Genomic DNA, 22,634 nt, shown 5'->3' with positions numbered 1-22,634 from the left:
GCGATGCCTGAGGGGGCGCGTATGACGAGTGCACGGGAGCAGTACGGCGAGGCGGCGGCCGGCCGGGAGGTCGCGGTCACGGCCGAGGGCCTGCCCGAGTGGCTGGCCCCGGTGGCCCGTGCGGCGGGAACGATAGAGCCGCGCCAGCTCAGCAGGTTCCTGCCGCCGGAGGACGGCGGCCGGCAGTCCGCGGTGCTGATCCTCTTCGGCCACGGACCCCGCGGGCCGGAGCTGCTCCTGATGGAGCGGGCCGGCACCCTGCGCTCCCATGCGGGCCAGCCTTCCTTCCCAGGCGGCGCGCTCGACCCGCAGGACGGCGACCCGGACGGGCCCGGTCCGGTGCGGGCGGCGCTGCGGGAGGCCCAGGAGGAGACCGGCCTCGATCCGTCCGGGGTCCAGGTCTTCGGGGTGCTGCCGCGGCTCTACATCCCGGTCAGCGGCTTCGTCGTGACGCCCGTCCTGGGCTGGTGGCGTACGCCGAGCCCGGTGGGCGTGGTGGACCGGGCGGAGACCGCGCGGGTCTTCACGGTTCCCGTGGCGGATCTCACGGACCCCGCGCATCGGGTCACCACGCGCCATCCCAGCGGCCACACCGGCCCGGCGTTTCGTGTCGAGAACGCCCTGGTCTGGGGTTTTACCGCCGGAGTGATCGACCGGATCCTGCACTACGCGGGCTGGGAGATTGCATGGGACCGCGACAAGCAGGTCCCGCTCGACTGGCGCTCGTGAGACGGTGTCCGGCGTGAACGTCCTGGACATCCTGCTGCTGATCGCGGCCGTGTGGTTCGCGATCGTCGGGTACCGGCAAGGCTTCGTCGTCGGCATCCTGTCCGTGATCGGCTTCCTCGGGGGTGGCCTGATCGCGGTGTATCTGCTGCCCGTGATCTGGAACGAGGTCACCGACGACGCCAAACCCGGCACCTTCGCGGCCATCGCGGCGGTCGCCATCGTGATCGTCTGCGCGTCCGTCGGCCAGGCGCTCACCACCCACCTCGGCAACAAACTGCGCCGCCACATCACCTGGACACCGGCGCGGGCGCTGGACGCGACCGGCGGCGCGCTGGTCAACGTCATGGCGATGCTCCTGGTCGCCTGGCTGATCGGCTCCGCCCTCGCCGGGACGTCCCTGCCGACGCTCAGCAAGGAGGTCCGCAACTCCAAGGTGCTGCTGGGCGTCTCCCAGGTCATGCCCCCGCAGGCCAGCACCTGGTTCGCGGACTTCTCCTCGGCGCTCGCGCAGAACGGCTTCCCGCAGGTCTTCACGCCGTTCTCCAACGAGCCGATCACCTCGGTCCCGGCGCCCGACCCGCAGTTGGCCAACGGCGCGGTGGCGGCGGACGCCAAGCACAGCATCGTCAAGATCGTCGGCAGGGCGCCCAGCTGCGGCAAGGTCCTGGAGGGCAGCGGCTTCGTGTTCGCGCCGCACCGGGTGATGACCAACGCCCACGTCGTCGGCGGTGTCACCGACCCGAAGGTCCAGGTGGGCGGCGAGGGGCTGCCGCTGAACGCCAAGGTCGTGCTCTACGACTGGGAGCGTGACATCGCGGTCCTGGACGTCCCGCAGCTGCGCGCCCCGGAGCTGAAGTTCGCCACGAAGGACGCCGCGACCGGCAACAGCGCCATCGTCGCCGGCTTCCCGGAGAACGGCTCCTACGACGTCCGCCCGGCCCGGATCCGTGGCCGTATCCAGGCCAACGGCCCGGACATCTACCACCGCGGCACGATCGGCCGCGATGTCTACTCCCTCTACGCCACGGTCCGGCAGGGCAACTCCGGCGGCCCGCTGCTGACGACGAAGGGCGACGTCTACGGCGTGGTCTTCGCGAAGTCGCTGGACGACTCGCACACCGGCTATGCGCTGACGGCCGACGAGGTCCGCCAGGACATCGCCAAGGGTCGTACGGCGACCCAGCAGGTCGACACGGAGGGCTGCGCGATCTGAGGCCGGGGCCGGGGCCGCGAACCGATCCGGTGCGGACGGGGCGCGGTCCGGTCCGGGCGGTGCTCGCGCGGCGCGCGCCGACGTCGGTCAGCCGCGGGGATGGCGCAGCCGGGCGCTCATCCAGCGTGCTCTACGGCGCAGGATGCGCGGGATGCCCATCGGGTGCGCCGCGTCGCGGGACGGACCGGACCTGAGATCCGGGGTGCCCCTGTCCTGAGTGCCCACTGCAGCGGCACTGCTGCGGCGGTTGCGTGCCACGTCACGGTAGTCGTGCGTCCAGCCCATACCTTCGACTCTGCCCGTGGCCCATGGTCCGTAACCGCCTCGGAGGGGGCCAATTGGCCTATGCGCGAGGCAATTGGCTGTTCGTCAGACGAACGTTCGCAGTGCGCTGGCCGGGTGTTCGCTCAGCGGTTCCCCGCGTTCCGCCCGCCGGACCCGGTGGGCGTCGTCAGCGGTCCGGCTCCGGGTCCTTCAGCCAGTTGACCAGCTCCGTGGAGAAGGCCACCGGGTCCTCCTCGTGGGGCCAGTGCCCGAGGCCGTCGAAGAGCCGCCAGCGGTACGGGGCTTCCACGTACTCGCCGGAGCCGGCGGCGCTGCGGGTGCGCATCACGGGGTCCAGCGAGCCGTGCAGATGCAGGGTCGGTACCCGTACGGGCAGCTTCATCCGGCGGTTGAACTGGATGCCGTCGGGGCGGGCCATCGAGCGGACCATCCAGCGGTACGGCTCGATCGAGCAGTGCGCCGTCGAGGGGATGCTCATCGCCCGCTGGTAGACCTCGACCGTGTCGTCCTCCGGGAGCCGGGGGCCGGACCAGTCGCGGATCATCCGGCCGACCAGCGCCGCGTCGTCGGCCAGCAGCCGGCGCTCCGGCAGCCAGGGCTGCTGGAAGCTCCAGATGTGCGAGCTGCGCGCGCTCTGCCGGACGTCGGCGAGCATCGCGGCCCGCCAGCGCCGCGGGTGCGGCATCGACGCCACCGCGAGCCGGCGCACCAGCTTGGGCCGCATCACCGCGGCCGTCCAGGCCAGGTATCCGCCCAGGTCGTGGCCGACGAGCGCGGCGTCCGGCTCGCCGAGCGAGCGGATGACGCCGGTGATGTCGAGAGCGAGGTTCGCCGGGTCGTAGCCGCGCGGGGTGCGGTCGCTGCCGCCGACGCCGCGCAGGTCCATGGCGACCGCGCGGAAGCCCGCGTCGGCCAGCGCCGGGAGCTGGTGCCGCCAGGTCCACCAGAATTGCGGGAAGCCGTGCAGCAGCAGCACCAGCGGGCCGTCGCCCATCTCGGCGATGTGGAAGCGCGCGCCGTTGGCCGCGACGTCCCGGTGCGTCACCTCGCGCCCACCGGGGACGTCGAGCTGGACGACCGCGGCGGTGCTGTCAGGGGCTGTCATAGCTACGAGCGTGTCACAGACTCCAGGACCGGGTGGTCCGGGAGCTCTTCGCGCGGGTGCGGCCTGGCGTTCTGGAGGACGGCCGCGGTCTCCTTGGCGGAGGCGATCGACTTCTCCGGCTTCTTGATCTTCTTGAGCTTGGCCAGCGCGATGAGGATCAGCAGTGCGGCGATGACCAGGAAGGCGCCGCCCACGATCAGGAACGACCAGGCGAGCCCGAGCCCGAGGTTGTGGATGCCGTACGCCGCCGCGAAACTCAGTACCGGCAGTGCGAACAGCGCCAGTGCGCCCGCCACGACGAACGCGGCACTGCCGATGCCCGCCCGCTTGGCGTCCTGCCGCAGCTCGGCCTTGGCCAGTGCGATCTCGTCGTGCACCAGCGCGGACATCTCGGCGGTCGCCGTGGCCACCAGCTGCCCGAGGCTGCGGTCCGCCCCGTCGTCGGCTGCGCTCATCGCCGTCTCCCTCTTCTCTTCTCCTGGATGCAAAGCCTCTCAGATCATGCCGGACCATCGTCCCCGGCGCGGGCGCCGGAGGCCACTTCGGCCAGACGCCGGTGCTCCGCGGCCTTCGCCTCGAGGATCTCGGCCATCCGCAGGTGGTACTCCGGCTTGTCGAGTTCGTAGATGTCGGGGATGCCGTCCTGGTCCTCGTCGCGCTCCTCCTCGTCGCAGAGGCGGCGGTACTTGTTGTTGCGGATCTTGAGGAGGATGCCGGCGAAGAGGGCCGCGAGCAGCGAGCCGATCAGGACCGACGCCTTGATCTCGTCGGCAAGTACCAGGTCCTTGGCGAAGGCCAGCTCGCCGATGAGCAGGGAGACGGTGAAGCCGATGCCGGCCAGGGAGGCGACGGCGAAGACGTCCGGCCATCTGAGGTCGGGGTTGAGTTCGGCCCTGGTGAAGCGGGCGGTGAACCACGTGCCGCCGAATATCCCGAGCGACTTGCCCACTATCAGGCCGAGGACCACGCCCAGCGTCTCGGGCCGGGTGAAGACGTCGTGGACCGCGCCGCCGGAGACGGACACACCTGCGGAGAACAGCGCGAAGAGCGGTACGGCGAGGCCGGCCGACAGCGGGCGGACCAGGTGCTCGATGTGCTCACCGGGCGACCGGGTCTCGCCGTCGCGGCGGTGGCAGCGCAGCATCAGGCCCATGGCGACGCCGGCGATGGTGGCGTGCACCCCGCTGTTCTCCATCAGGGCCCAGATCACCACGGCGAGTGGGACGTAGACGTACCAGCCGCGGACGCCCCTGCGCAGCAGCAGGTAGAAGACCACCAGGCCGACGGCGGCGAAGCCGAGCGCCAGGAAATTGATCTTCGAGGTGAAGAAGATCGCGATGATCAGTATCGCGAAGAGGTCGTCGACGACGGCGAGGGTGAGCAGGAAGGCGCGCAGCGCGGACGGCAGGGACGTGCCGATGACCGCGAGGACGGCGAGCGCGAAGGCGATGTCGGTGGCGGTGGGGACCGCCCAGCCGTTGAGGGAGCCGCCGCCGAGCGCGTTGACGGTGAAGTAGACGGCGGCGGGCGTGGCCATTCCGCAGAGGGCGGCGACGACGGGGAGGGCGGCGGCCTTGCGGTCGCGCAGCTCGCCGGCGACCAGTTCGCGCTTGAGCTCGATGCCGGCGACGAAGAAGAAGACCGCGAGCAGGCCGTTGGCGGCCCAGTGCTGGAGCGAGAGGTCCAGGCCGAGCGAGGCCGGGCCGATGTGCAGGCCGCGGACGGCTTCGTAGCTGCCGCCGAGGGTGTTGGCCCAGATGAGCGCCGCCACGGCGGCGACCAGGAGCAGGACCCCGCCAACGGTCTCGGCGCGCAGCGCGTCGGCGATGTAGTTCCGCTCGGGCAGCGGCATCCGGCCGAGGAATATGGAGCGGCGGTTGCTGGGCGCAGTCACGCGGTTGACCTCCGGCAGCTGTGAACGGCAGTAGCAGTTGCCGACCAGACTTCCCGGCGCACCCAGAATTTCTTAGCGCGTCATTGACGCAACGCCTACTTTACCGGGCGGGTGCAGGGGGTTGAGGCGTGGGGTTAACTTTACGGGCATTTCGGACTTGCAGCCGCCGGGGGGCGGCGGCCCGGGAACGCCGGAGGGGGCACCGGCCGCGACGGCCCGTGCCCCCTCCGTGAGCGCTGCGGCTCCGTGTGCCGAGCAGCCCAGGCGGCTCAGTCCTCGGTTGCCGCGCTCGGCAGCTTCGCCTGGATCAGGTCCATGACGGAGGAGTCGGTGAGCGTGGTGACATCGCCCAGGTCGCGGTTCTCGGCGACATCGCGCAGCAGCCGCCGCATGATCTTGCCCGAGCGGGTCTTGGGCAGCTCCGCGACCGGCAGGATCCGCTTGGGCTTGGCGATCGGCCCGAGCTGCCGGGCGACATGCGCGCGCAGCTCGTCGACCAGGCCCTCGTCCTCCGCCGCGCCGCCGCGCAGGATGACGAAGGCGCAGATGGCCTGGGTGGTCTGCGGGTCGGTGGCGCCGACCACCGCGGCCTCGGCCACCTTCGGGTGCGCGACCAGTGCGGACTCCACCTCGGTGGTGGAGATGTTGTGGCCGGACACCAGCATCACGTCGTCCACCCGGCCGAGCAGCCAGATGTCGCCGTCCTCGTCCTTCTTCGCGCCGTCCCCGGCGAAGTACTTGCCGGCGAAGCGGGACCAGTACGTGTCCAGGTAGCGCTCGTCGTCGCCCCAGATGGTGCGCAGCATCGACGGCCACGGCTCGGTCAGCACGAGATAGCCGCCGGAGCCGTCCGGGACCTCGTTGGCGTCGTCGTCGACCACCGTCGCCGCGATACCGGGCAGCGGCACCTGGGCCGAACCGGGCTTGGTGTCCGTCACGCCCGGCAGCGGGCTGAGCATCATCGCGCCGGTCTCGGTCTGCCACCAGGTGTCCACGATCGGCGCCGCGTCCGCCCCGATGTGCTTGCGGTACCACATCCACGCCTCGGGGTTGATCGGCTCGCCCACCGACCCCAGGACGCGCAGCGAGGACAGGTCGAACTTCGCCGGGATGTCGTCGCCCCACTTCATGCAGGCGCGGATCGCGGTCGGCGCGGTGTACAGGATGGTCACGCCGTACTTCTGGACGATCTCCCACCAGCGGCCCTGGTGCGGGCTGTCCGGGGTGCCCTCGTAGAGCACCTCGGTCGCGCCGTTGGCCAGCGGTCCGTAGGTGATGTACGAGTGGCCGGTCACCCAGCCGACGTCGGCGGTGCACCAGTAGACGTCGGTCTCCGGCTTGAGGTCGAAGACCGCGTGGTGGGTGTACGCGACCTGGGTCAGGTAGCCGCCGGTGGTGTGCAGGATGCCCTTGGGCTTACCCGTCGTCCCGGAGGTGTAGAGGATGAACAGCGGGTGCTCGGCGTCGAACGCCTCGGGGGTGTGCCGGTCGCTCTGCCGGTCGACGAACTCGTGCCACCACACGTCCCGGCCGTCGGTCCAGCCGATGTCCTGCTGGCCCGTGCGGCGCACGACCAGGACGCTGCGGACGTCCTCCGTGCCGGGCCGGGTCAGCGCCTCGTCGACGGCCGGCTTGAGGGCGGACGGCTTGCCGCGGCGGTAGCCGCCGTCGGCGGTGATCACCACGCGGGCGTCGGCATCCTGGATGCGGGTGGCCAGCGCGTCCGCGGAGAAGCCGCCGAAGACGACGGAGTGCGGGGCGCCCAGCCGGGCGCAGGCCAGCATGGCGACGACCGCCTCCGGGATCATCGGCAGGTAGATGGCGACCCGGTCGCCGCTGCGCACTCCCAGGGCGGTCAGCGCGTTGGCGGCCTTGCACACCTCGCTCTGGAGCTCGGCGTAGGTGATCGTGCGGGTGTCGCCCGGCTCGCCCTCGAAGTGGATCGCGACCCGGTCGCCCAGACCGTTCTCCACGTGGCGGTCCACGCAGTTGTAGGCGACGTTGAGCTTGCCGTCGGCGAACCACTTCGCGAAGGGCGGGTTGGACCAGTCAAGGGTCTCGGTGGGCTCGGTCGCCCAGGTCAGCCGCTCGGCCTGCGTGGCCCAGAAGCCCAACCGGTCGGCCGCGGCCGCTTCGTACGCGGCGGCCGTGACGTTGGCGTGCGCGGCCAGCTCGGCGGGCGGCGCGAACCGCCGCTCCTCCTTGAGCATGTTGGAGATGGAAGGACGCTTGTCCATGTCGACGGCTCCCGAGGACGCAGTGGTGTAGACCAATAGGCCGATAGGCCAAATGCTCAATGATCAAGCGGAGGTTGGTCAACCCCCATCGATCCTGGCACTAACGACGCTTCGGGTACAGCGTCACTCGGCGGCGGCGTGTGACCCCGGCGAGAAGGGGTGCCCGGGGCTCGGCGCCGCCCCGGTCCGGTCCCCGGGGCGGCAGGCCGTCCTACGGGTCAGACCCGGGCCATCCGCACATCGGCGCCGACCGCGCGGAACCACCCGCTGGGCTCGTCGAGCACATACGCCTGGGCCTCGGCGACATGGAAATACATGCCGTGCAGCGTGAGCGAGCCCTCCGCCATCCGGTGGGCGACGGACGGATGCGCCCTGAGGTGGTCGAGCTGCTGGCGGACGTTGACCAACGCCAGCCGCTCCTGGTCGTCGGCCACCGGCCGTTCGGCGAGCGCGACTTCGCCCCTGCCCAGCCGCCCGATGCGCGCCATACGGGCCAGGCTCGGGCGGCCGTGCCGCAGCCAGCGGGCGAGCGGGGTCGCCGCGGCCGGCTCCGCCGGGGCGCCGAGCAGCGCCGCCATGGCGCCGCATCCCGAATGCCCGCAGACGGTGATCGAGCCGACCCGCAGCACCTCGACCGCGTACTCGATCGCCGCGCCCACCGAGTCGCAGGAGGCGTCCGAGCCGGGCGGCGGCACCAGATTGCCGATGTTGCGGACGGTGAACAGGTCGCCCGGACCGCTCGATGTGATCATGCTCGTCACCAACCGGGAGTCGGCGCAGGTCAGGAAGAGCTGGGTGGGCCGCTGCCCCTCCCGGGCCAGCCGGGCCAGCTCCTCGCGCACCAGCGGGGCGGTGTGCCGCTGGAACGCGCTGATACCGCCCAGCAGTTGGCTGCCGCTGCTCTCGTGGGGCGCCGTACGGTCCGGGGCGGGCCGGGTGCAGTGGTGATTGCGCCAGGGCGTCCACGGATGGCAGGCGTGCGCGCCGGCCGGTTCGGCGACCGGACGGCCCGAGCGGCCCCCGAGGCTCACCCGGCCGCCGCTCGCCCGATGGGCGGCCGACCAGGACTGGAGCGCCTCGTAGGCGGCGTGGTCCATGAACGAGCCGCACAGTTCGACGACGGCATGCGCGCCCGGCGGCACCAGGGCCAGCGCCCTCGTCAGCCGCGGCACCGCCAGGAACGTCAACTGCCCGCTGACGCGCACCCGGTGGCCGCCGGACTCCTCCGTCACCGCGACCCGGGTGTGGGTCAGCCGGCGCAGCGCCAGGAAGACCCCGACGGCGATGCCGGCCAGTACGCCCTGGAGCACACCGAGGAGCACCACCGCGCCCAACGTGGCCGCGTACACCGGGAATTCGCGGTGCCGCTGCACATGCCGGATGTGCGCGAAGCTCACCATCCGTACGCCGGCGACCATCACCAGCGCGGCGAGCGCGGCCAGCGGGATCAGCTCCAGCACCCCGGACAGCAGGCCCGCGCAGAGCAGCACCCAGACGCCGTGCAGCACGGTCGCCCGGCGGGTGGCCGCACCGGCCCGCACATTCGCCGAGCCGCGGATCGCTCCCCCGGAGACCGGCAGCCCGCCCGCGAGCCCGGAGACGATGTTGGCCACCCCCTGGGCGGCCAGCTCGCGGTTGAGCCGCGGCCGTCCCGCCGGGGCCCCGGGCCGTTCGGCGGCGAGCCGGTCCACGGCCACCGCGGACAGCAGCGACTCCATACTGGCGACGAGGGTGACGGTCAGGACCGCCGCGGCGACGCCCGCCACGGACGCGTCCGGCAGCACCGGCAGCTCGGGCAGCCGCCAGGACGGCAGCTGGACCCGCGGGACCGCAGCCCCCGCGCCGACCGCGGTCGCGGCCAGCACCGCGGCCAGCGGGGCGGGCAGCCGCCTCGCCCAGCGCCCGGCGCGGCCCGGCAGGCGCGGCCAGCCGGCGAGGACGGCGACCGTGACGGCGCCGACCGCCGCCGCGACGGCGTGCGGATGCGCCAACTGGCCGGGCAGCGCAGCGGCGTTGTCGACGGCCGAGCCGTCCGGACTGCCGCCGAGCACCACATGGAGCTGTCCGACGGCGATGGTGACGCCGATACCGGCGAGCATGCCGTGCACGATCGCCGGGCTGATCGCCAGGGCGGCGCGGGCCACCCGTACTGCCCCCAGGGCGAGTTGGGCGAGGCCGGCCAGGGCCGTGATCGCGCAGGTGGCGCGCCAGCCGTAGCGCTGGACGAGGTCGGCGGTGACCACCAGGAGGCCGGTGGCCGCGCCGGTCACCTGGAGCGGGGCGCCGCCGAGCAGGCCCGCGACGATCCCGCCGACCGCCGCGGCGACCAGGCCGGCCTGGAGCGGGGCGCCGGTGGCCAGGGCGATGCCCAGCGACAGCGGGACGGCGAGCAGGAAGACGACGGCGGAGGCGGAGAGGTCGCCGCGCCAGGCCGCGCGCCGGGCTCCTTTCGGGCGGGGGCCGGGCCCGGTGGGCGTACCGGGCCCGGGAGGGATCTCGGTCCGCTGCGGCGGCGGTGACTTCTGGATCTGCGACATTCCCGTCTCCTCCGGGGCGGCGCGCTCGCGCAGGGGCGCGAGCGTGGGGCGGCGGTGTACTGCGGCGGGACGCGAGCCGGCCGGCGGACGTCGCGGTGGGTGACGGTCCGGCGACTCTCAAGCATCGGTAAATGAATCGTAATGGAGCGTAAAGCCCCCGAGCCCCCATTTCGGGCATACGAGTCAGCCCTTCCGTCTATCGAGTGAATAAGGCGACGGCCGCCTTGCCGCTTTGCTCACTTGCTAGGGCATATAGGAATTTAGGCGTGGTTTTTCTGATAAATAACCCGAAAGGTGCGCCCTGCGCCAGGAATGAGGCGGCTGATGGCGGCCATATCGAAGACGACCGCACGCCTCGCGGTCGCGGTGGTGCCGGCGGCGATAGCCGGCTGCTCCGGGGCGGCCCAGGGAGGGCCGCCGCGGAGCACCAGAGCGGGCCGGGCGGAGCCGCCCGGAACCCCGGCCCGTACGGTCCGCCTCATAGGCGACGGGTCGACGCGCGCACCGGGGCGCAGCCGCACCAGCCGCGTCCCCAGCGCCTCAAGCCGGGCCGGAAACCACCGCAGTTCGTGGTCTTCTCCTGGGACGGGGCGGGGGAGGACGGGCAGAGGTTGTTCTCGCACTTCCGGGCCGTCGGCAAGCAGTACGGCGCGACGATGACGTACTTCCTCAGCGGCGTCTACTGGGGGCGTCGGCAGCGGGACGCCGGAGGAGTGGGGGAGCGAGATCGAACAGGCCGTGTCGTTCGTCCGGAACCGGAAGACCAACTCCGGCCTCCGGCACGCGCCGCCGCTCCCGTTCGACTATGCCAGGGAGCTGGTGGGGGGCCGCGCGCCCTGGTTGGAAGGGCAGCCCAACCTCATGCCCGCGGCCAAGGAGACGGGATTCCCGTACGACGCCGGCTCGGCGGGCGGCCTGCGGACCTGGCCGCGGCGGATCGACGGCATCGGGGACTTCCCGTTGCAGGAGATACCGTTTCCCGGCCGCGACTTCGAGACGCTCTCGATGGGCTACGACTTCCTCTCCGATCCCCGCGAGGCGCCCGGCCCGGAGCAGGCGGCCCGGTTCAGGCCGGTTGCGGGGTGGCCGTCCCCTCGAAGAGCACGAAGGCGGGGTCGACCTGGGCGGCCAGGTCGGCGCCGGTCCTGGCGTTGCCCCAGCTCTCCGCGTTCTTCAGGTGGAAGTGCACCATCTGGCGCGTGTAGCGCTCCCAGTCGCGGCCCTCGTAGGACGCGTCGGCGGCGTCGTGCAGCGCCTCCAGGGCGAGGCGGTTGGCCTCCTCCAGCAGCGCGAAGGGGGCCGGGCGGCCCTTCTCCACGGCGCGCACCCAGTCGGAGTGCCCGACGCTCACCAGCAGGTCGTCGCCCACCTCGGCACGCAGGAACGCCAGGTCGTCGGGGCCCTGGACCTTGTTGCCCACCACCTTCAGCGGGACGCCGAAGTCCTGGGCGTACTCCTTGTACTGGCGGTAGACGGCGACGCCCTTACGGGTCGGCTCGGCGACCAGGAACGTCATGTCGAAGCGGGTGAACATCCCGGAGGCGAAGGAGTCCGATCCGGCGGTCATGTCGACCACGACGTACTCCGCGCGGCCGTCCACGAGGTGGTTCAGGCACAGCTCGACCGCGCCGACCTTGGAGTGGTAGCAGGCGACGCCCAGGTCGGACTCGGTGAACGGGCCGGTGGCCAGCAGGCGCACGGCTCCGTCATCGAGGGCCACGGTGCGGGCGCAGGCGTCGTAGACGGGGTTGTCCTCGCAGATCCGCAGCAGCCGCGAGCCCTCGCCGGGCGGCGTCGTCTTGATCATCGTCTCGGTGGACGGGATCCGGGGGTTGGCACCGCGCAAGTAGTCCTTGATCAGCGGGAGATGGGCGCCCATCGCGGGCAGCGCGGCGGCCTCCGCCTCGTCCAGGCCGAGCGCGACGCCCAGGTGCTGATTGATGTCGGCGTCCACCGCGACGACGGGGACCCGGGCCGCGGCCAGCTGCCGGATGAACAGCGAGGACAGCGTGGTCTTGCCGCTGCCGCCCTTGCCTACGAAAGCGATCTTCATGTTCACCAAGCGTAGGTGCGAGATAGCTCTCCGCAAGAGGTTTACGTGAAGAAGACCACTCCTTCGAGGGGTCCGGCCTGGTGGTGCGTAGGGTCGTCCTCATGGCTGGAATCTCCGGGGGGACGCCCCCCGAACCCCCGAAGGCGAGCGCCGATCCGCTCGCGGCGCTGGCGACGCTCCCCGGCGTGACCGACGCCGTGGACTCCGTACGCAAGGCCGTCGACCGCGTCTACGGGCACCGGATCATGCGGCGCCGCAGCACCGAGATCACCGCCGAGGCGGCGCTGCGCGGAGCCCGCGCCTCCGCGGCGCTCTCGGGGGCCGACTGGGCGCTCGAAGAGGTCCGGCGGCGCACCGACTTCGGCGTGCCGGGCGAGCCGTGGACGGTGGGTGCGGCGCTGCGGCTGACCGCCGAGGCGGGCCAGTTGCTGAGCGTGTGGCGGCAGTCGCCGCTGCGGGTGCTGGCACGGCTCCATCTGGTCGCGGCCGGCGGCGGCGCGGCGGACGAGACCGTGGGCCGGCCACGGCTGGGCGCCGAGCCGGTGGACGAGCCGCTGGTCGAGCTGGCGCTGCCGGACGCCGAGGAGGTCGCCGGGCGGCTGGACGGGCTGGCGCGGCTGCTGCTGGCGGGCACCGAGGCGCCGGCCCTGGTGACCGCCGCGGTGGTGCACGGCGAACTGCTGGCGCTGCGGCCCTTCGGCTCGTGCAACGGGCTGGTCGCGCGGGCGGCGCAGCGCGTCGTGCTGGTCGGCAGCGGACTGGACCCGAAGGCGATCTGCTCGGCGGAGGTCGGCCACGCCGAACAGGGGAGCGCGGCCTACGCGGCGGCCCTCCAGGGATACGCCTCCGGCACACCGGAGGGCGTCGCGGAGTGGATCGCGCACTGCGGGCGCGCGGTCGAGCTGGGCGTACGGGAGAGCACCGCCGTCTGCGAGGCGCTGCAGCGCGGCGCGGCGTAAGGGCGGCTCACGCGGGTCAGGGCCCCTGACAAGGGTTGCGGCGGTACCAACCCTGAGGTACCGCCGCTGGCACGTCTGCCGAGTTACCAAGCGTGCACGGTATTTGCCCATCAGGTCGGAATCGTCGTCCGGTTACCTGGTGCGGCTGGCCCGTAATCGACGGGTCGGCGTCGCGTGGGTGCTCGACATTCATGCGTCGGTCCGTGGGCCTTGATGCGGTAAAGGTGTTCCTCTCGGATGTCCTTGGTCTCGCGGGCCGTTACGTCCTTTGTACTACTCATGCGGAGTAAGCGGAACCCCAGCCCCCAGATCTTTACGTTTGCCCGCAAATACGGGCATTACGGCAAGGCGTTTCTTTCCGGTATTGCGCCGGTTCGCGTACCAGACCAGGGTCGCGGTCGCGGCGGCCGCGCTCACCGCGGCGACGGCGGCGAGCACCGGCCGCGAGGGCATCGACAGCGACGGCAGCCGCTGCTTGAGCGGGACCGGCCGGCTGAAGGTGCGCACCGGCCAGCCGCGGGCGACCGCCTCGCGGCGCAGCGCCCGGTCCGGGTTGACCGCACAGGGGTGGCCGACGGTCTCCAGCATCGGCACGTCGGTCACCGAGTCGCTGTACGCGTAGCAGCGCCGCAGGTCGTATCCCTCGGAGGCGGCCAGCTCCCGGACGGCCTCCGCCTTCGTGGGGCCGTAGGCGTAGTACTCCACCTCTCCGGTGAAGCGGCCGTCCTCGCCGACGACCATCCTGGTGGCCACGACCCGGTCCGCGCCCAGGAGTTCACCGATCGGCTCGACGACCTCGGCGCCGGAGGTCGAGACGATCACGACGTCCCGCCCGGCCGCGTGGTGTTCCTCGATGAGCGAGGCCGCTTCGTCATAAATGATCGGGTCGATGAGATCGTGCAGTGTTTCGGCGACGATCTCCCGGACCTGTGCCACATCCCAACCGCGGCACAGTGAGGAGAGATATTCGCGCATCCGCTCCATCTGGTCGTGATCCGCGCCGCCCGCGAGGAACACGAACTGGGCGTACGCGGTGCGCAGTACGGCCCGCCGATTGATCAGGCCGCCTTGGTAGAACGACTTGCTGAAGGTCAGCGTGCTCGACTTTGCAATGACGGTCTTGTCCAAGTCGAAGAACGCGGCAGTACGGGGAGTCGAGTGAGGCACGGAGTGGTTTTCCACGGGGCGAGCATAGGCGCCCACCATTCGGCGTAAGGTGTGGCGCGTGGGTTTGCCTGAGAAGGCTCTCGGGTACACCATGGAAGTCACGGATCGTTCGCGACCGTGCTAACCCGGTCCGGCTCCTCCCCCCCCGAGTCGGCCGTGGGGACGACCCCCGCTCTCCCCCCCGGCGGGGGTCGTCGCATGTCCGGACGCATTTTGCGCCGTGAGCCCCCGAACCACCGCCTGTACGGGCACAGCCCCCCGGCACAGCTTGTCATGCATACGCCATCACCCACTGTAGTCGTCAGACTGCTCAGCGGAGGCTGCTCTCGCGCCCCAGAAGGCTCCGTCCGTCGCTGGAATAGGTGACGGGGATATTCACAACCGCGGAGTTGTCCACAGTTTTGGGTCAAGATCCACGGAGATTTCCCGATCGCTGCACCGTAAAAGCCCGCGGAGTTCGCGGAGGTGTGAGTTGTGTAGCGATAGGGGGACAGAACGTGTCCGGATCATCTACTTCCGACCAGCCGGTGCGAAGCGGTGAAGAGCGGGACGGGCCGCTGCTGATCACCGAGGACGAACAGCTCCTCGACGACCTCCTGCGGCTGTGCGCGGCGGCCGGTGCGCTGCCCGAAGTGGGGCCCGGCCTTCCGGTCGGTAAAGCGGGCGGGGAATGCGCGCCGCTGGTGATCGTCGGCGCGGACTGCGCCGCCCGGTTATCCGGCGTCGGGCGCCGCGCGGGCGTCATCCTCGTAGGCCGGGACGCGGACGACACCGCGCTGCTGCGCCAGGCCGTGGCCATCGGGGCGGAGCGGGTGCTGGCGCTCCCCGAGGGCGAGCGCTGGCTGGTGGACCGGATCGCCGACGCGGTCGAGGGGGTGGGGCCGCCCGCCCTGACGGTCGGCGTCATCGGAGGGCGCGGCGGCGCCGGGGCGAGCACGCTGGCCGGTGCGCTGGCGGTCACGGCCGCCCGTACGGGGGAGCGGACCCTGCTCGTGGACGGCGATCCGCTGGGCGGCGGGATCGACGTCCTGCTGGGTGGCGAGAAGGAGAAGGGGCTGCGGTGGCCCGCGTTCGCCGAATCGCGTGGCCGGGTGGCGGGCGGCGCGCTGGCCGAGTCGCTGCCGCGGATGCACTCCCTGCGGGTTCTCAGCTGGGACCGGGGCGCCGAGGTCGCCATCCCGCCCGCGGCGATGCGCGCGGTGCTGGCCGCCGCGCGGCGGCGGGGCGGGGCGGTGGTCGTGGACCTGCCGCGCCGGGTCGACGAGACGGCGGCGGAGGCGCTGGCCCAGGTGGACCTGGGGCTGCTGCTGGTTCCCGCGGAGCTGCGCGCGGTGGCTGCGGCGCGGCGGGTGGCCGACGGGGTGCGGATGGTGCTCCGCGATGTGCGGGTGGTGGCCTGCGGGGCTCCCGGGCTCCAGTACGGCGGCGGGTTGCCGGCGGCGGAGGTCGCGCGGCTGATGAGGCTGCCGCTGGCGGGTGAACTGCCTTGGGAGGACGGGGTGGTGGGGGACCTGGCGCGTGGTGTGGTGCCGGGGGCGGACGCGCGGGGGCCGCTGGCGCGGTTCTGCGCGGGGTTCTGGGGGCGGGTGCGGGGCGGCGGCGTCGGGGACACGGGGACGGCGGCCATGGGGGACGCGGGGCCCGGCGGAGAGCAGGGGGGTGTGCCGGTATGAGGCGGCGGGTGCGCGGTGCGGTGTGGTGGCGGCCGGCGGGTGCCGGTGGTGCCGCGGTCGGATGCCGGTTCGGGGGCTGGTGGCGGGACGGGCTCCGGTGCGGTGCGGGGTGGTGGTCCCGTAGGGGCCGGGGCGCCGGTGGTGCGTCGGGCGCCGGATGGCTCGGGGCCGCCGGCGGGGGCGGTGTCCTCGTATGAGCCAGGAACTGCTGGAGGTGGTGCGCAGGCGGCTCGCCGAGGCCGGGGCGGAGGCGACGCCGGCCCGGGTGGCGGTGGCGCTGCGCGAGGCGGGGCGGCTCCTCGGGGACGCCGAAGTGCTGGGCGTGGTGGGCGCGTTGCGGTCGGAGATGGTGGGCAGCGGGCCGCTGGAGCCGCTGCTGGCCGCGCCCGATGTGACGGATGTGCTGGTGACCGCGCCGGACGCGGTGTGGGTGGACCGGGGCGGCGGACTGGAGCGTACGGACGTCCGGTTCCGGGACGCGGCCGAGGTGCGCCGACTGGCCCAGCGGCTGGCGGCGGTCGCCGGGCGGCGGCTGGACGACGCCCGGCCGTGGGTGGATGCCCGGCTCCCGGACGGCACCCGGCTGCACGCCGTGCTGCCCCCGGTGGCGGTCGCCGGGACGTGCCTGTCCCTGCGGGTGCTGCGGCCCCGGGCCTTCGCCCTGCCGGAGTTGGTGGCGGCCGGGACGGTTCCTCCCGGCGGCGAGCGGCTGCTGGGGGCGCTGCTGGCGGCCCGGCTGTCGTTCCTGGTCAGCGGGGGTACGGGCTCCGGCAAGACCACCCTGCTCAGCACGCTGCTCGGGCTGGTCGGCCCGGCCGAGCGGATCGTGCTGGCCGAGGACTCGGCGGAGCTGCGGCCGGACCATCCCCATGTGGTGCGGCTGGAGACCCGGCCCGCCAATCAGGAGGGCGTCGGCCGGGTAACCCTGCGGGATCTCGTGCGGCAGGCGCTGCGGATGCGCCCGGACCGGCTGGTGGTCGGCGAGGTGCGCGGCCCCGAGGTGACCGATCTGCTGGCGGCGCTCAATACGGGACACGAGGGCGGGTGCGGGACGGTTCACGCCAACGCCGCGTGCGACGTCCCGGCCCGGCTGGAGGCGCTGGGGTCGACCGCCGGGCTGGACCGGGCGGCGCTGCACAGCCAGTTGGCGGCCGCGCTGTCGGTCGTGCTGCATCTCGTACGGGACCGGGCCGGGCGGCGGCGGATCGCCGAGGTGCATGTCCTGGAGCGGGACCGCGACGGCTTCGTGGTGACCGTACCGGCCGCGGTCTGGAGTCCGGACGGGTTCCAGGAGGCGCGCGGCTGGGGGCGGTTGACGCGGCTGTGCGAGAGGGGTGGCGAGCGGTGCTGAGGGCAGGGGTGGTGCCGGCGGTGGCCACCGTGCTGTGTGCCGGGGCCGCGGCCCGGGTGGCCGCCGGCTGCCGGCGGGACGCGGCGCTGCGGAGACGGGCGGCTGCGGTGCTCGGAGGTGGAGCGGTGATGTCCGACCCGGCGGCGGTGCGGTGGCCGGCCCGATGGCGCGCATGGTGGGCGGGGCGGGTGGTCGACGGGGCGGCGGGACGGAGGTGGCGGCTCGGTCGCCGGGTCGTGGTCGGGGCGGAGCTCTGGTGCCTGCCGGCGGGGATCGGGCTGGGGCTGCTGGGGCGGTCGGCGCTGCCGCTGGTGGCGTCGGTGGCGGGTGTGGTCGTCGTACGGCGGTGGCTGGCCGCGCGGGGGAGACGGCGGCGGGCCGACCGGCGGGCGGCGGCGGTGATCGCGCTGTGCACGGCGGTGGCGGGGGAGTTGAGGGCCGGGCGGCAGCCGGACCGGGCCCTGGTCGTGGCGGGGGCGGAGGAGCCGGAGCTGGGAGAGGCGGGGGCGGTGGTGCGGGCGGCGGCGCGGTACGGGGGTGACGTTCCCGCGGCGCTGCGTGCGGCGGCGCGGCTGCCGGGCGCCGAGGGGCTGACCGGTATGGCGGCGTGCTGGCAGGTGGCCGTGGAGGGCGGCGCCGGACTGGCCGGCGGACTGGAGCGGATCGCGGCCGGGCTGGGTGCGCGGCGGGACCAACGCGAGGAGTTGCGCGCCCAGTTGGCGGGGCCGCGGGCCACGGCGCTGATGCTCGCGCTGCTGCCGGCGGGCGGGCTCCTTATGGGCGGCGCCCTCGGCGCCGATCCGCTCGGGGTGCTGCTGCACACCCCGGCCGGCTGGGGGTGTCTGGTGACCGGCGGGCTTCTGGAGTGGGGCGGGGTGGCCTGGACGGCCCGGATCGTCGCGGATGCGGCGGAGGTGGAGGAGTGAGCGGGGTGGGTGCGGTGAGCCTGGAAGTTGTCCACAGGGTGGGGACGGTGGCGGCGGCCGCCATTGCCGTGACGGCCGTGGCGCGGTCGGTGCCGCTGGTGCGGGCGGCGCAGCGCGGGCGCGCCGTACGGCGGCGGGTGCCGGCCGTGCTGGACGCGGTGGGCGGCGGCCGGTACGGCAGGGCGGCCGGTGTCCGTGGGCGGTGGGCAGCCGTCCGCGGTCGGGGGAGAGGAAGGGCGGCGGCGCGGCAGGGAGGTCGGTGGGACGGTCGGCTGAGGGAGTGGGGCGGGCCCCTGGGGGCGGCCGGCCTCGTGGCCGTCCTCCTGGGCGGGGTGGCCGGTCTCGTGGCGGGACTCGTCGTCGGGTGGGGAGCGTATCGCTGGCTGGTCCGGCAGCGCGCCGCGGCGGCCGGCCGGACGGCGGCGGCCGTGGTCGGCGCCGAACTGGCCACGGCCGGCGATCTGCTGGCGGCCTGTCTGGCGGCCGGGGCCGGGCCGCGGGGGGCGGCCGAGGCGGTGGGCCGGTCGCTGGAGGGGACCGTGGCGGAGCGGCTGCGCCAGATCGCGGCGGAACTGCGCCTGGGCGGTGAACCGGCCGCCGTATGGCCCCGACTGGCCGCCCTCCCCGGAGCCGCGGGACTGGCGCGGTGCATGGCGCGCGCCGGGATATCCGGGGCCCCGGCCGTCGAGTCGGCGTCCCGTGTCGCGGCCGGGCTCCGCGCCGAGCGGGGCAGGGCGGCGACCGCACGGGCCCGGCGGGCGGGGGTGCTGGTCACCCTCCCGCTGTCGGGGTGCTTTCTGCCGGCGTTCCTGGTGCTCGGTGTGGCGCCGGTGCTGATCGGGCTGGCGGGCGGGCTGCTGGGGCGCGACTGAACGGCGCGGGAGTGTCAGGGGCCCGCGTCCGGCAAGGGGAAACGAGTTCAAGTTCAGGCTGTTTCAAGGAGGTTGAGATGTTTCGACGGTGGTGGGCGCGGGTGCGCGCGGCCGGGCGGGATCGCGGGATGAGCACCGCGGAGTACGCCGTGGGGACGCTCGCGGCGTGTGCGTTCGCGGCGGTGCTCTACAAGATCCTGACGAGCGGTCAGGTGATGTCGATGCTGCGGTCGGTGGTCCAGAGGGCGCTCGATGCGCCGTTCTGAGAGCCGGAGTTGTGGGCCGGCCCGCGGTCCCCGTGCGGGCCCGGGCCGAGCCGGCGGGCGGACGGTGCCGGATGCCGGGTTCGTGACGGCGGAGGCGGCCGTGGTACTGCCGGTGCTGGTGGCGGTCGCGGCGGCGCTGATCTGGGGACTGATGGCGGCCTGTGCCCGTATCGCCTGTGTGGACGCCGCCCGGGCCGGGGCGCGGGCGGCGGCGCGGTCGGAGCCGCCGGCGCGGGTCCTTGCGGCGGCGCGCGGCGCGGCTCCCAAGGGTGCGCGGATCGCGGTGGCGCGGGAGGGCGACCTGGTGCGCGTACGGGTCGAGGCCGGCCTGCCGGGAGTGGGCCGGATGACGGTGCGGGTCGGCGGGGAGGCGGTGGCCCTTGCGGAGGACACGGTGCGGTGACGAGGGGTCCGCGACGGTGTGGACGGTCTTCGCGGCGGCGGCGCTCTGCGCGGTCTTCGCGGCGCTGATGGCCGTCGGCCAGGCCGTCACGGCCCGGCACCGGGCGGGTGCCGCCGCGGATCTGGCGGCGCTGGCCGCCGCCGACCGGGCACCGTGGGGCCCGGAGGCGGCCTGTACGGCGGCCCGCCGGGTGGCGGCCGGGCAGCACACCCGCCTGGTGCGGTGCTCGATGGCCGCGCTGATCGCCGATGTCACGGCCGAGGCCGGCAGCCACCCGCTCACCTCACGGGTGCGGGCGCGGGCCGGCCCTGCCGGGGACGTGGCGGCGGCCGCGGGCGTCCGGGGCCCGCAGGCGGGATTCCGTACGCCGAGCGGCCGGGCCCGCCCCGTGCCGCGCGCACCCGCCGGACCGGCCTTACGCCTTCGGCGCGCCCCGCAGCAGTTCCCCCAGGAGCCGGACGGCGCCCCGTTTGTGGAGCGGGTCGTTGCCGTTGCCGCACTTGGGGGACTGGATGCAGGACGGGCAGCCGGCCTCGCATTCGCAGGCGGCGATGGCGCTGCGGGTGGCGGTGAGCCAGTCGGCGGCCGTGTGGAAGGCGCGCTCGGCGAAGCCGGCGCCGCCGGGGTGGCCGTCGTAGACGAAGACCGTCGGCAGCAGGGTGTCCGGGTGGAGGGGCACGGAGACGCCGCCGATGTCCCAGCGGTCGCAGGTGGCGAAGAGGGGCAGCATGCCGATGGAGGCGTGCTCGGCGGCGTGCAGGGCGCCGCCCAGCTGCTCGGGATTGACCCGGGCGGCGTCGAGCTGGTCCTCGGTGACCGTCCACCACACCGCGCGGGTGCGCAGCGTACGGGGCGGCAGGTCGAGCTTGGTCTCGCCGAGGACCTCCCCGGTGATCAGTTTGCGGCGCAGGAAGGAGACGACCTGATTGGTGACCTCGACGGAGCCGAAGCACAGCCGGGCGTCGCCCCAGGGGACCTCCGTGTCGGTCTCCAGGACGGAGATCGCGGTGGTGTCCCGGGCGGTCGTGGAATAGGGCGGGTCGGCCTGCTCGACGAGGGCGACGTCGTCCTCCAGGTCGAGGTGCCGGACGAGATAGCTGCGGCCCTGGTGGAGGTGGACCGCGCCGTCGTGGACGGTGGTGTGCGCGGCGGCGGCGTCGACGGTGCCCAGCAGCCGCCCGGTGCCGGCCTCGACGACCTGGACGGGCGAGCCGCCCTGGCCGCGGATGTCGGTGAGGTCGGCGGCCCGCTCGCGGCGCGTCCAGTGCCAGGCCGCGGTGCGCCGGCGCAGCAGGCTCGCCGCCTCCAGCTGCGGCAGCAGCCCGGCGGTCTCCGGTCCGAAGAGCGGGAAGTCGGCCTCGGTGAGCGGGAGTTCGGAGGCGGCGGCGCAGAGGTGCGGGGCGAGGACGTACGGGTTGTCGGGGTCCAGCACCGTCGATTCGACGGGCTGGTCGAAGAGCGCCTCGGGGTGGTGGACGAGATAGGTGTCGAGGGGGTCGTCGCGGGCCACCAGGACGGCCAGCGCGCCCTGCCCGGAGCGGCCCGCCCGGCCGGCCTGCTGCCACAGCGACGCCCGGGTGCCCGGATAGCCCGCGATGACCACGGCGTCCAGGCCGGAGACGTCCACGCCCAGTTCGAGCGCGGTGGTGGCGGCCAGGCCGAGGAGTTCGCCGCTGTGCAGGGCCCGTTCGAGGGCCCGGCGCTCCTCGGGCAGATAGCCGCCCCGGTAGGCGGCGACCCGCGCGGGCAGCGAGCGGTCCACCTCCGCGAGCCGCTCCTGCGCGATGAGGGCGATCAGCTCGGCGCCGCGCCGGGAGCGTACGAACGCGACGGTGCGCACGCCCTGGACGGTGAGGTCGGTGAGCAGATCGGCGGTCTCGGCGGTGGCGGTGCGGCGGACCGGTGCGCCCTGCTCGCCGTGCAGTTCGGTCAGTGGCGGCTCCCAGAGCGCGAAGACCAACTCGCCGCGCGGCGAGGTGTCCTGCGTGATTTCCGCCACGGGCAGACCGGTGAGCCGGGAGGCGGCCCGCGCCGGTTCCGCGGCGGTGGCGGAGGCCAGCAGGAAGACCGGCTCGGAGCCGTAGCGGGCGCAGATCCGGCGCAGCCGGCGGACGACCTGGGCGACGTGGGAGCCGAAGACGCCGCGGTAGGTGTGGCATTCGTCGATGACGACGTAGCGCAGCGCGCGCAGGAAGGAGGACCAGCGGGGGTGGGCCGGGAGGATGCCGCTGTGCAGCATGTCCGGGTTGGTCAGGACGTAGTTGGCGTACTGGCGGACCCACTCGCGTTCCTCGACCGGGGTGTCACCGTCGTAGACCGCGGGCCGGACGGCGGTGCCGAGCGGGGCGGCCAGCTCGCGTACGGCGCGCCGCTGGTCGGCCGCGAGGGCCTTGGTGGGCGCCAGGTACAGAGCCGTGGTCCCCCTGCCGCCCACCCGTCGCCCGCCACCACCCCGTGGAAGCGCTTCGCGCTGCTGTTTTTGACTCTGAGCCTCGGAGCCGTCCAGGAGCGTGGAGAGGACCGGCGCGAGGTATGCCAGGGACTTGCCGGAGGCGGTGCCGGTGGCGACCACGACGGATTCGCCGCGGAGTGCGTGTTCGGACGTCCGTGCCTGGTGGGCCCAGGGGCGATCGATTCCGGCCGAACGGATGGCGTCGATCACTTCCGGCCGGATCTGTGCCGGCCAGTCGGCATGGCTGCCGATGCGCGGGGGCAAGTGCTCCGTATGAGTGATGCGCGCAGCGCGGGTCGCGCCCCGGGCGAGACGGTCGAGAATCATGCCTGGGGAAGTGCGCGCGCCCGGATCCGGCGGGAGTCGATTGGAGGCCATTGGCACCGAGTGTGTCACCGGAGTGACGGACAATGCTCACAAGGCGTCGTGCACGCCTGCTGGTAAGTGATTGAATGCCATCGCGGCTGCCGATCCGCCCCTACCTTCGGTGGGGAGGCCCCAGGGGGGCGACC

Annotated in this window: 18 protein-coding genes and 2 pseudogenes; 11 read left to right on the top strand and 9 right to left on the bottom strand. The window is 73.6% G+C overall.

Features of this window, described 5'->3' with window-relative positions:
* Nucleotides 1-21: 21 nt before the first annotated feature.
* Together GR130_RS37550 and GR130_RS37545 are read left to right on the top strand one after the other, a co-directional pair.
* On the top strand, nucleotides 22-729 hold the full coding sequence (locus GR130_RS37550) for an NUDIX hydrolase (protein ID WP_159508903.1): 708 nt from the start codon (nucleotides 22-24) through the stop codon (nucleotides 727-729).
* A 13-nt stretch (nucleotides 730-742) separates the two neighbouring features.
* A complete protein-coding gene (locus tag GR130_RS37545; RefSeq protein ID WP_159508902.1) occupies nucleotides 743-1,942 on the top strand; it encodes a MarP family serine protease in 1,200 nt (399 codons plus the stop codon).
* Between the two features lie 87 nt (nucleotides 1,943-2,029).
* Here GR130_RS37545 and GR130_RS41185 read toward each other — a convergent pair whose 3' ends face one another.
* The 6 genes from GR130_RS41185 to GR130_RS37520 form a co-directional block, all read right to left on the bottom strand.
* Nucleotides 2,030-2,227, bottom strand: coding sequence for a hypothetical protein (locus GR130_RS41185; RefSeq protein ID WP_236573842.1), 198 nt, complete (start codon nucleotides 2,225-2,227; stop codon nucleotides 2,030-2,032).
* A 166-nt stretch (nucleotides 2,228-2,393) separates the two neighbouring features.
* Nucleotides 2,394-3,332 (bottom strand): alpha/beta fold hydrolase, encoded by a 939-nt coding sequence (locus GR130_RS37540; RefSeq protein WP_159508900.1) that lies wholly within the window; start codon nucleotides 3,330-3,332, stop codon nucleotides 2,394-2,396.
* A gap of 2 nt (nucleotides 3,333-3,334) precedes the next feature.
* On the bottom strand, nucleotides 3,335-3,787 hold the full coding sequence (locus GR130_RS37535; protein ID WP_159508899.1) for a phage holin family protein: 453 nt from the start codon (nucleotides 3,785-3,787) through the stop codon (nucleotides 3,335-3,337).
* A 44-nt stretch (nucleotides 3,788-3,831) separates the two neighbouring features.
* Entirely contained in the window at nucleotides 3,832-5,184 is a 1,353-nt protein-coding gene (gene nhaA / locus GR130_RS37530; protein ID WP_236574075.1) for a Na+/H+ antiporter NhaA, read from the bottom strand.
* Nucleotides 5,185-5,495: 311 nt separating this feature from the next.
* On the bottom strand, nucleotides 5,496-7,463 hold the full coding sequence (gene acs, locus GR130_RS37525; RefSeq protein ID WP_159508896.1) for an acetate--CoA ligase: 1,968 nt from the start codon (nucleotides 7,461-7,463) through the stop codon (nucleotides 5,496-5,498).
* 218 nt (nucleotides 7,464-7,681) lie between these two features.
* Entirely contained in the window at nucleotides 7,682-10,000 is a 2,319-nt protein-coding gene (locus tag GR130_RS37520; protein ID WP_159508894.1) for a bifunctional SulP family inorganic anion transporter/carbonic anhydrase, read from the bottom strand.
* A 324-nt stretch (nucleotides 10,001-10,324) separates the two neighbouring features.
* Here GR130_RS37520 and GR130_RS41180 point away from each other — a divergent pair.
* Nucleotides 10,325-11,029, top strand: a pseudogene (locus tag GR130_RS41180) (hypothetical protein); the annotation flags it as partial.
* A gap of 37 nt (nucleotides 11,030-11,066) precedes the next feature.
* On the opposite strand, the gene GR130_RS37515 reads toward GR130_RS41180, so the two are convergent.
* A complete protein-coding gene (locus GR130_RS37515) occupies nucleotides 11,067-12,053 on the bottom strand; it encodes an ATP-binding protein (protein ID WP_159508892.1) in 987 nt (328 codons plus the stop codon).
* A 101-nt stretch (nucleotides 12,054-12,154) separates the two neighbouring features.
* On the opposite strand from GR130_RS37515, the gene GR130_RS37510 reads away from it, so the two are divergent.
* On the top strand, nucleotides 12,155-13,012 hold the full coding sequence (locus tag GR130_RS37510; protein ID WP_159508890.1) for an oxidoreductase: 858 nt from the start codon (nucleotides 12,155-12,157) through the stop codon (nucleotides 13,010-13,012).
* A 273-nt stretch (nucleotides 13,013-13,285) separates the two neighbouring features.
* Here GR130_RS37510 and GR130_RS37505 read toward each other — a convergent pair whose 3' ends face one another.
* Entirely contained in the window at nucleotides 13,286-14,218 is a 933-nt protein-coding gene (locus GR130_RS37505; RefSeq protein ID WP_159510484.1) for an HAD family hydrolase, read from the bottom strand.
* 458 nt (nucleotides 14,219-14,676) lie between these two features.
* On the opposite strand from GR130_RS37505, the gene ssd reads away from it, so the two are divergent.
* From ssd to GR130_RS37470, 7 genes and pseudogenes are all read left to right on the top strand, one after another.
* Nucleotides 14,677-15,852, top strand: a complete 1,176-nt coding sequence (ssd, locus tag GR130_RS37500) for a septum site-determining protein Ssd (protein ID WP_159508888.1) — start codon at nucleotides 14,677-14,679, stop codon at nucleotides 15,850-15,852.
* A 193-nt stretch (nucleotides 15,853-16,045) separates the two neighbouring features.
* A complete protein-coding gene (locus tag GR130_RS37495; protein WP_159508886.1) occupies nucleotides 16,046-17,203 on the top strand; it encodes a TadA family conjugal transfer-associated ATPase in 1,158 nt (385 codons plus the stop codon).
* Nucleotides 17,200-18,129 (top strand): type II secretion system F family protein, encoded by a 930-nt coding sequence (locus tag GR130_RS37490; protein ID WP_159510482.1) that lies wholly within the window; start codon nucleotides 17,200-17,202, stop codon nucleotides 18,127-18,129. The genes GR130_RS37495 and GR130_RS37490 overlap by 4 nt, the downstream gene beginning before the upstream one ends.
* Nucleotides 18,130-18,143: 14 nt before the next feature.
* Nucleotides 18,144-19,001 (top strand): type II secretion system F family protein, encoded by an 858-nt coding sequence (locus GR130_RS40130; RefSeq protein WP_236573840.1) that lies wholly within the window; start codon nucleotides 18,144-18,146, stop codon nucleotides 18,999-19,001.
* A 77-nt stretch (nucleotides 19,002-19,078) separates the two neighbouring features.
* On the top strand, nucleotides 19,079-19,267 hold the full coding sequence (locus GR130_RS37480; protein WP_159508885.1) for a DUF4244 domain-containing protein: 189 nt from the start codon (nucleotides 19,079-19,081) through the stop codon (nucleotides 19,265-19,267).
* On the top strand, nucleotides 19,254-19,670 hold the full coding sequence (locus tag GR130_RS37475) for a TadE family type IV pilus minor pilin (RefSeq protein ID WP_159508883.1): 417 nt from the start codon (nucleotides 19,254-19,256) through the stop codon (nucleotides 19,668-19,670). The genes GR130_RS37480 and GR130_RS37475 overlap by 14 nt, the downstream gene beginning before the upstream one ends.
* A pseudogene (locus GR130_RS37470) lies at nucleotides 19,648-19,968 on the top strand (Rv3654c family TadE-like protein); the annotation flags it as partial. The gene GR130_RS37475 and the pseudogene GR130_RS37470, both read left to right, overlap by 23 nt.
* Nucleotides 19,969-20,085: 117 nt before the next feature.
* Here the strand turns inward: GR130_RS37470 and GR130_RS37465 are convergent.
* Complete coding sequence (locus tag GR130_RS37465) at nucleotides 20,086-22,500, bottom strand: DEAD/DEAH box helicase (protein ID WP_201305111.1); 2,415 nt, start codon at nucleotides 22,498-22,500, stop codon at nucleotides 20,086-20,088.
* Nucleotides 22,501-22,634 lie beyond the last annotated feature (134 nt).

Source organism: Streptomyces sp. GS7, from assembly GCF_009834125.1.
Taxonomy (GTDB): Bacteria; Actinomycetota; Actinomycetes; order Streptomycetales; family Streptomycetaceae; genus Streptomyces.
This window is presented reverse-complemented; position numbering and strand designations above follow the sequence as displayed.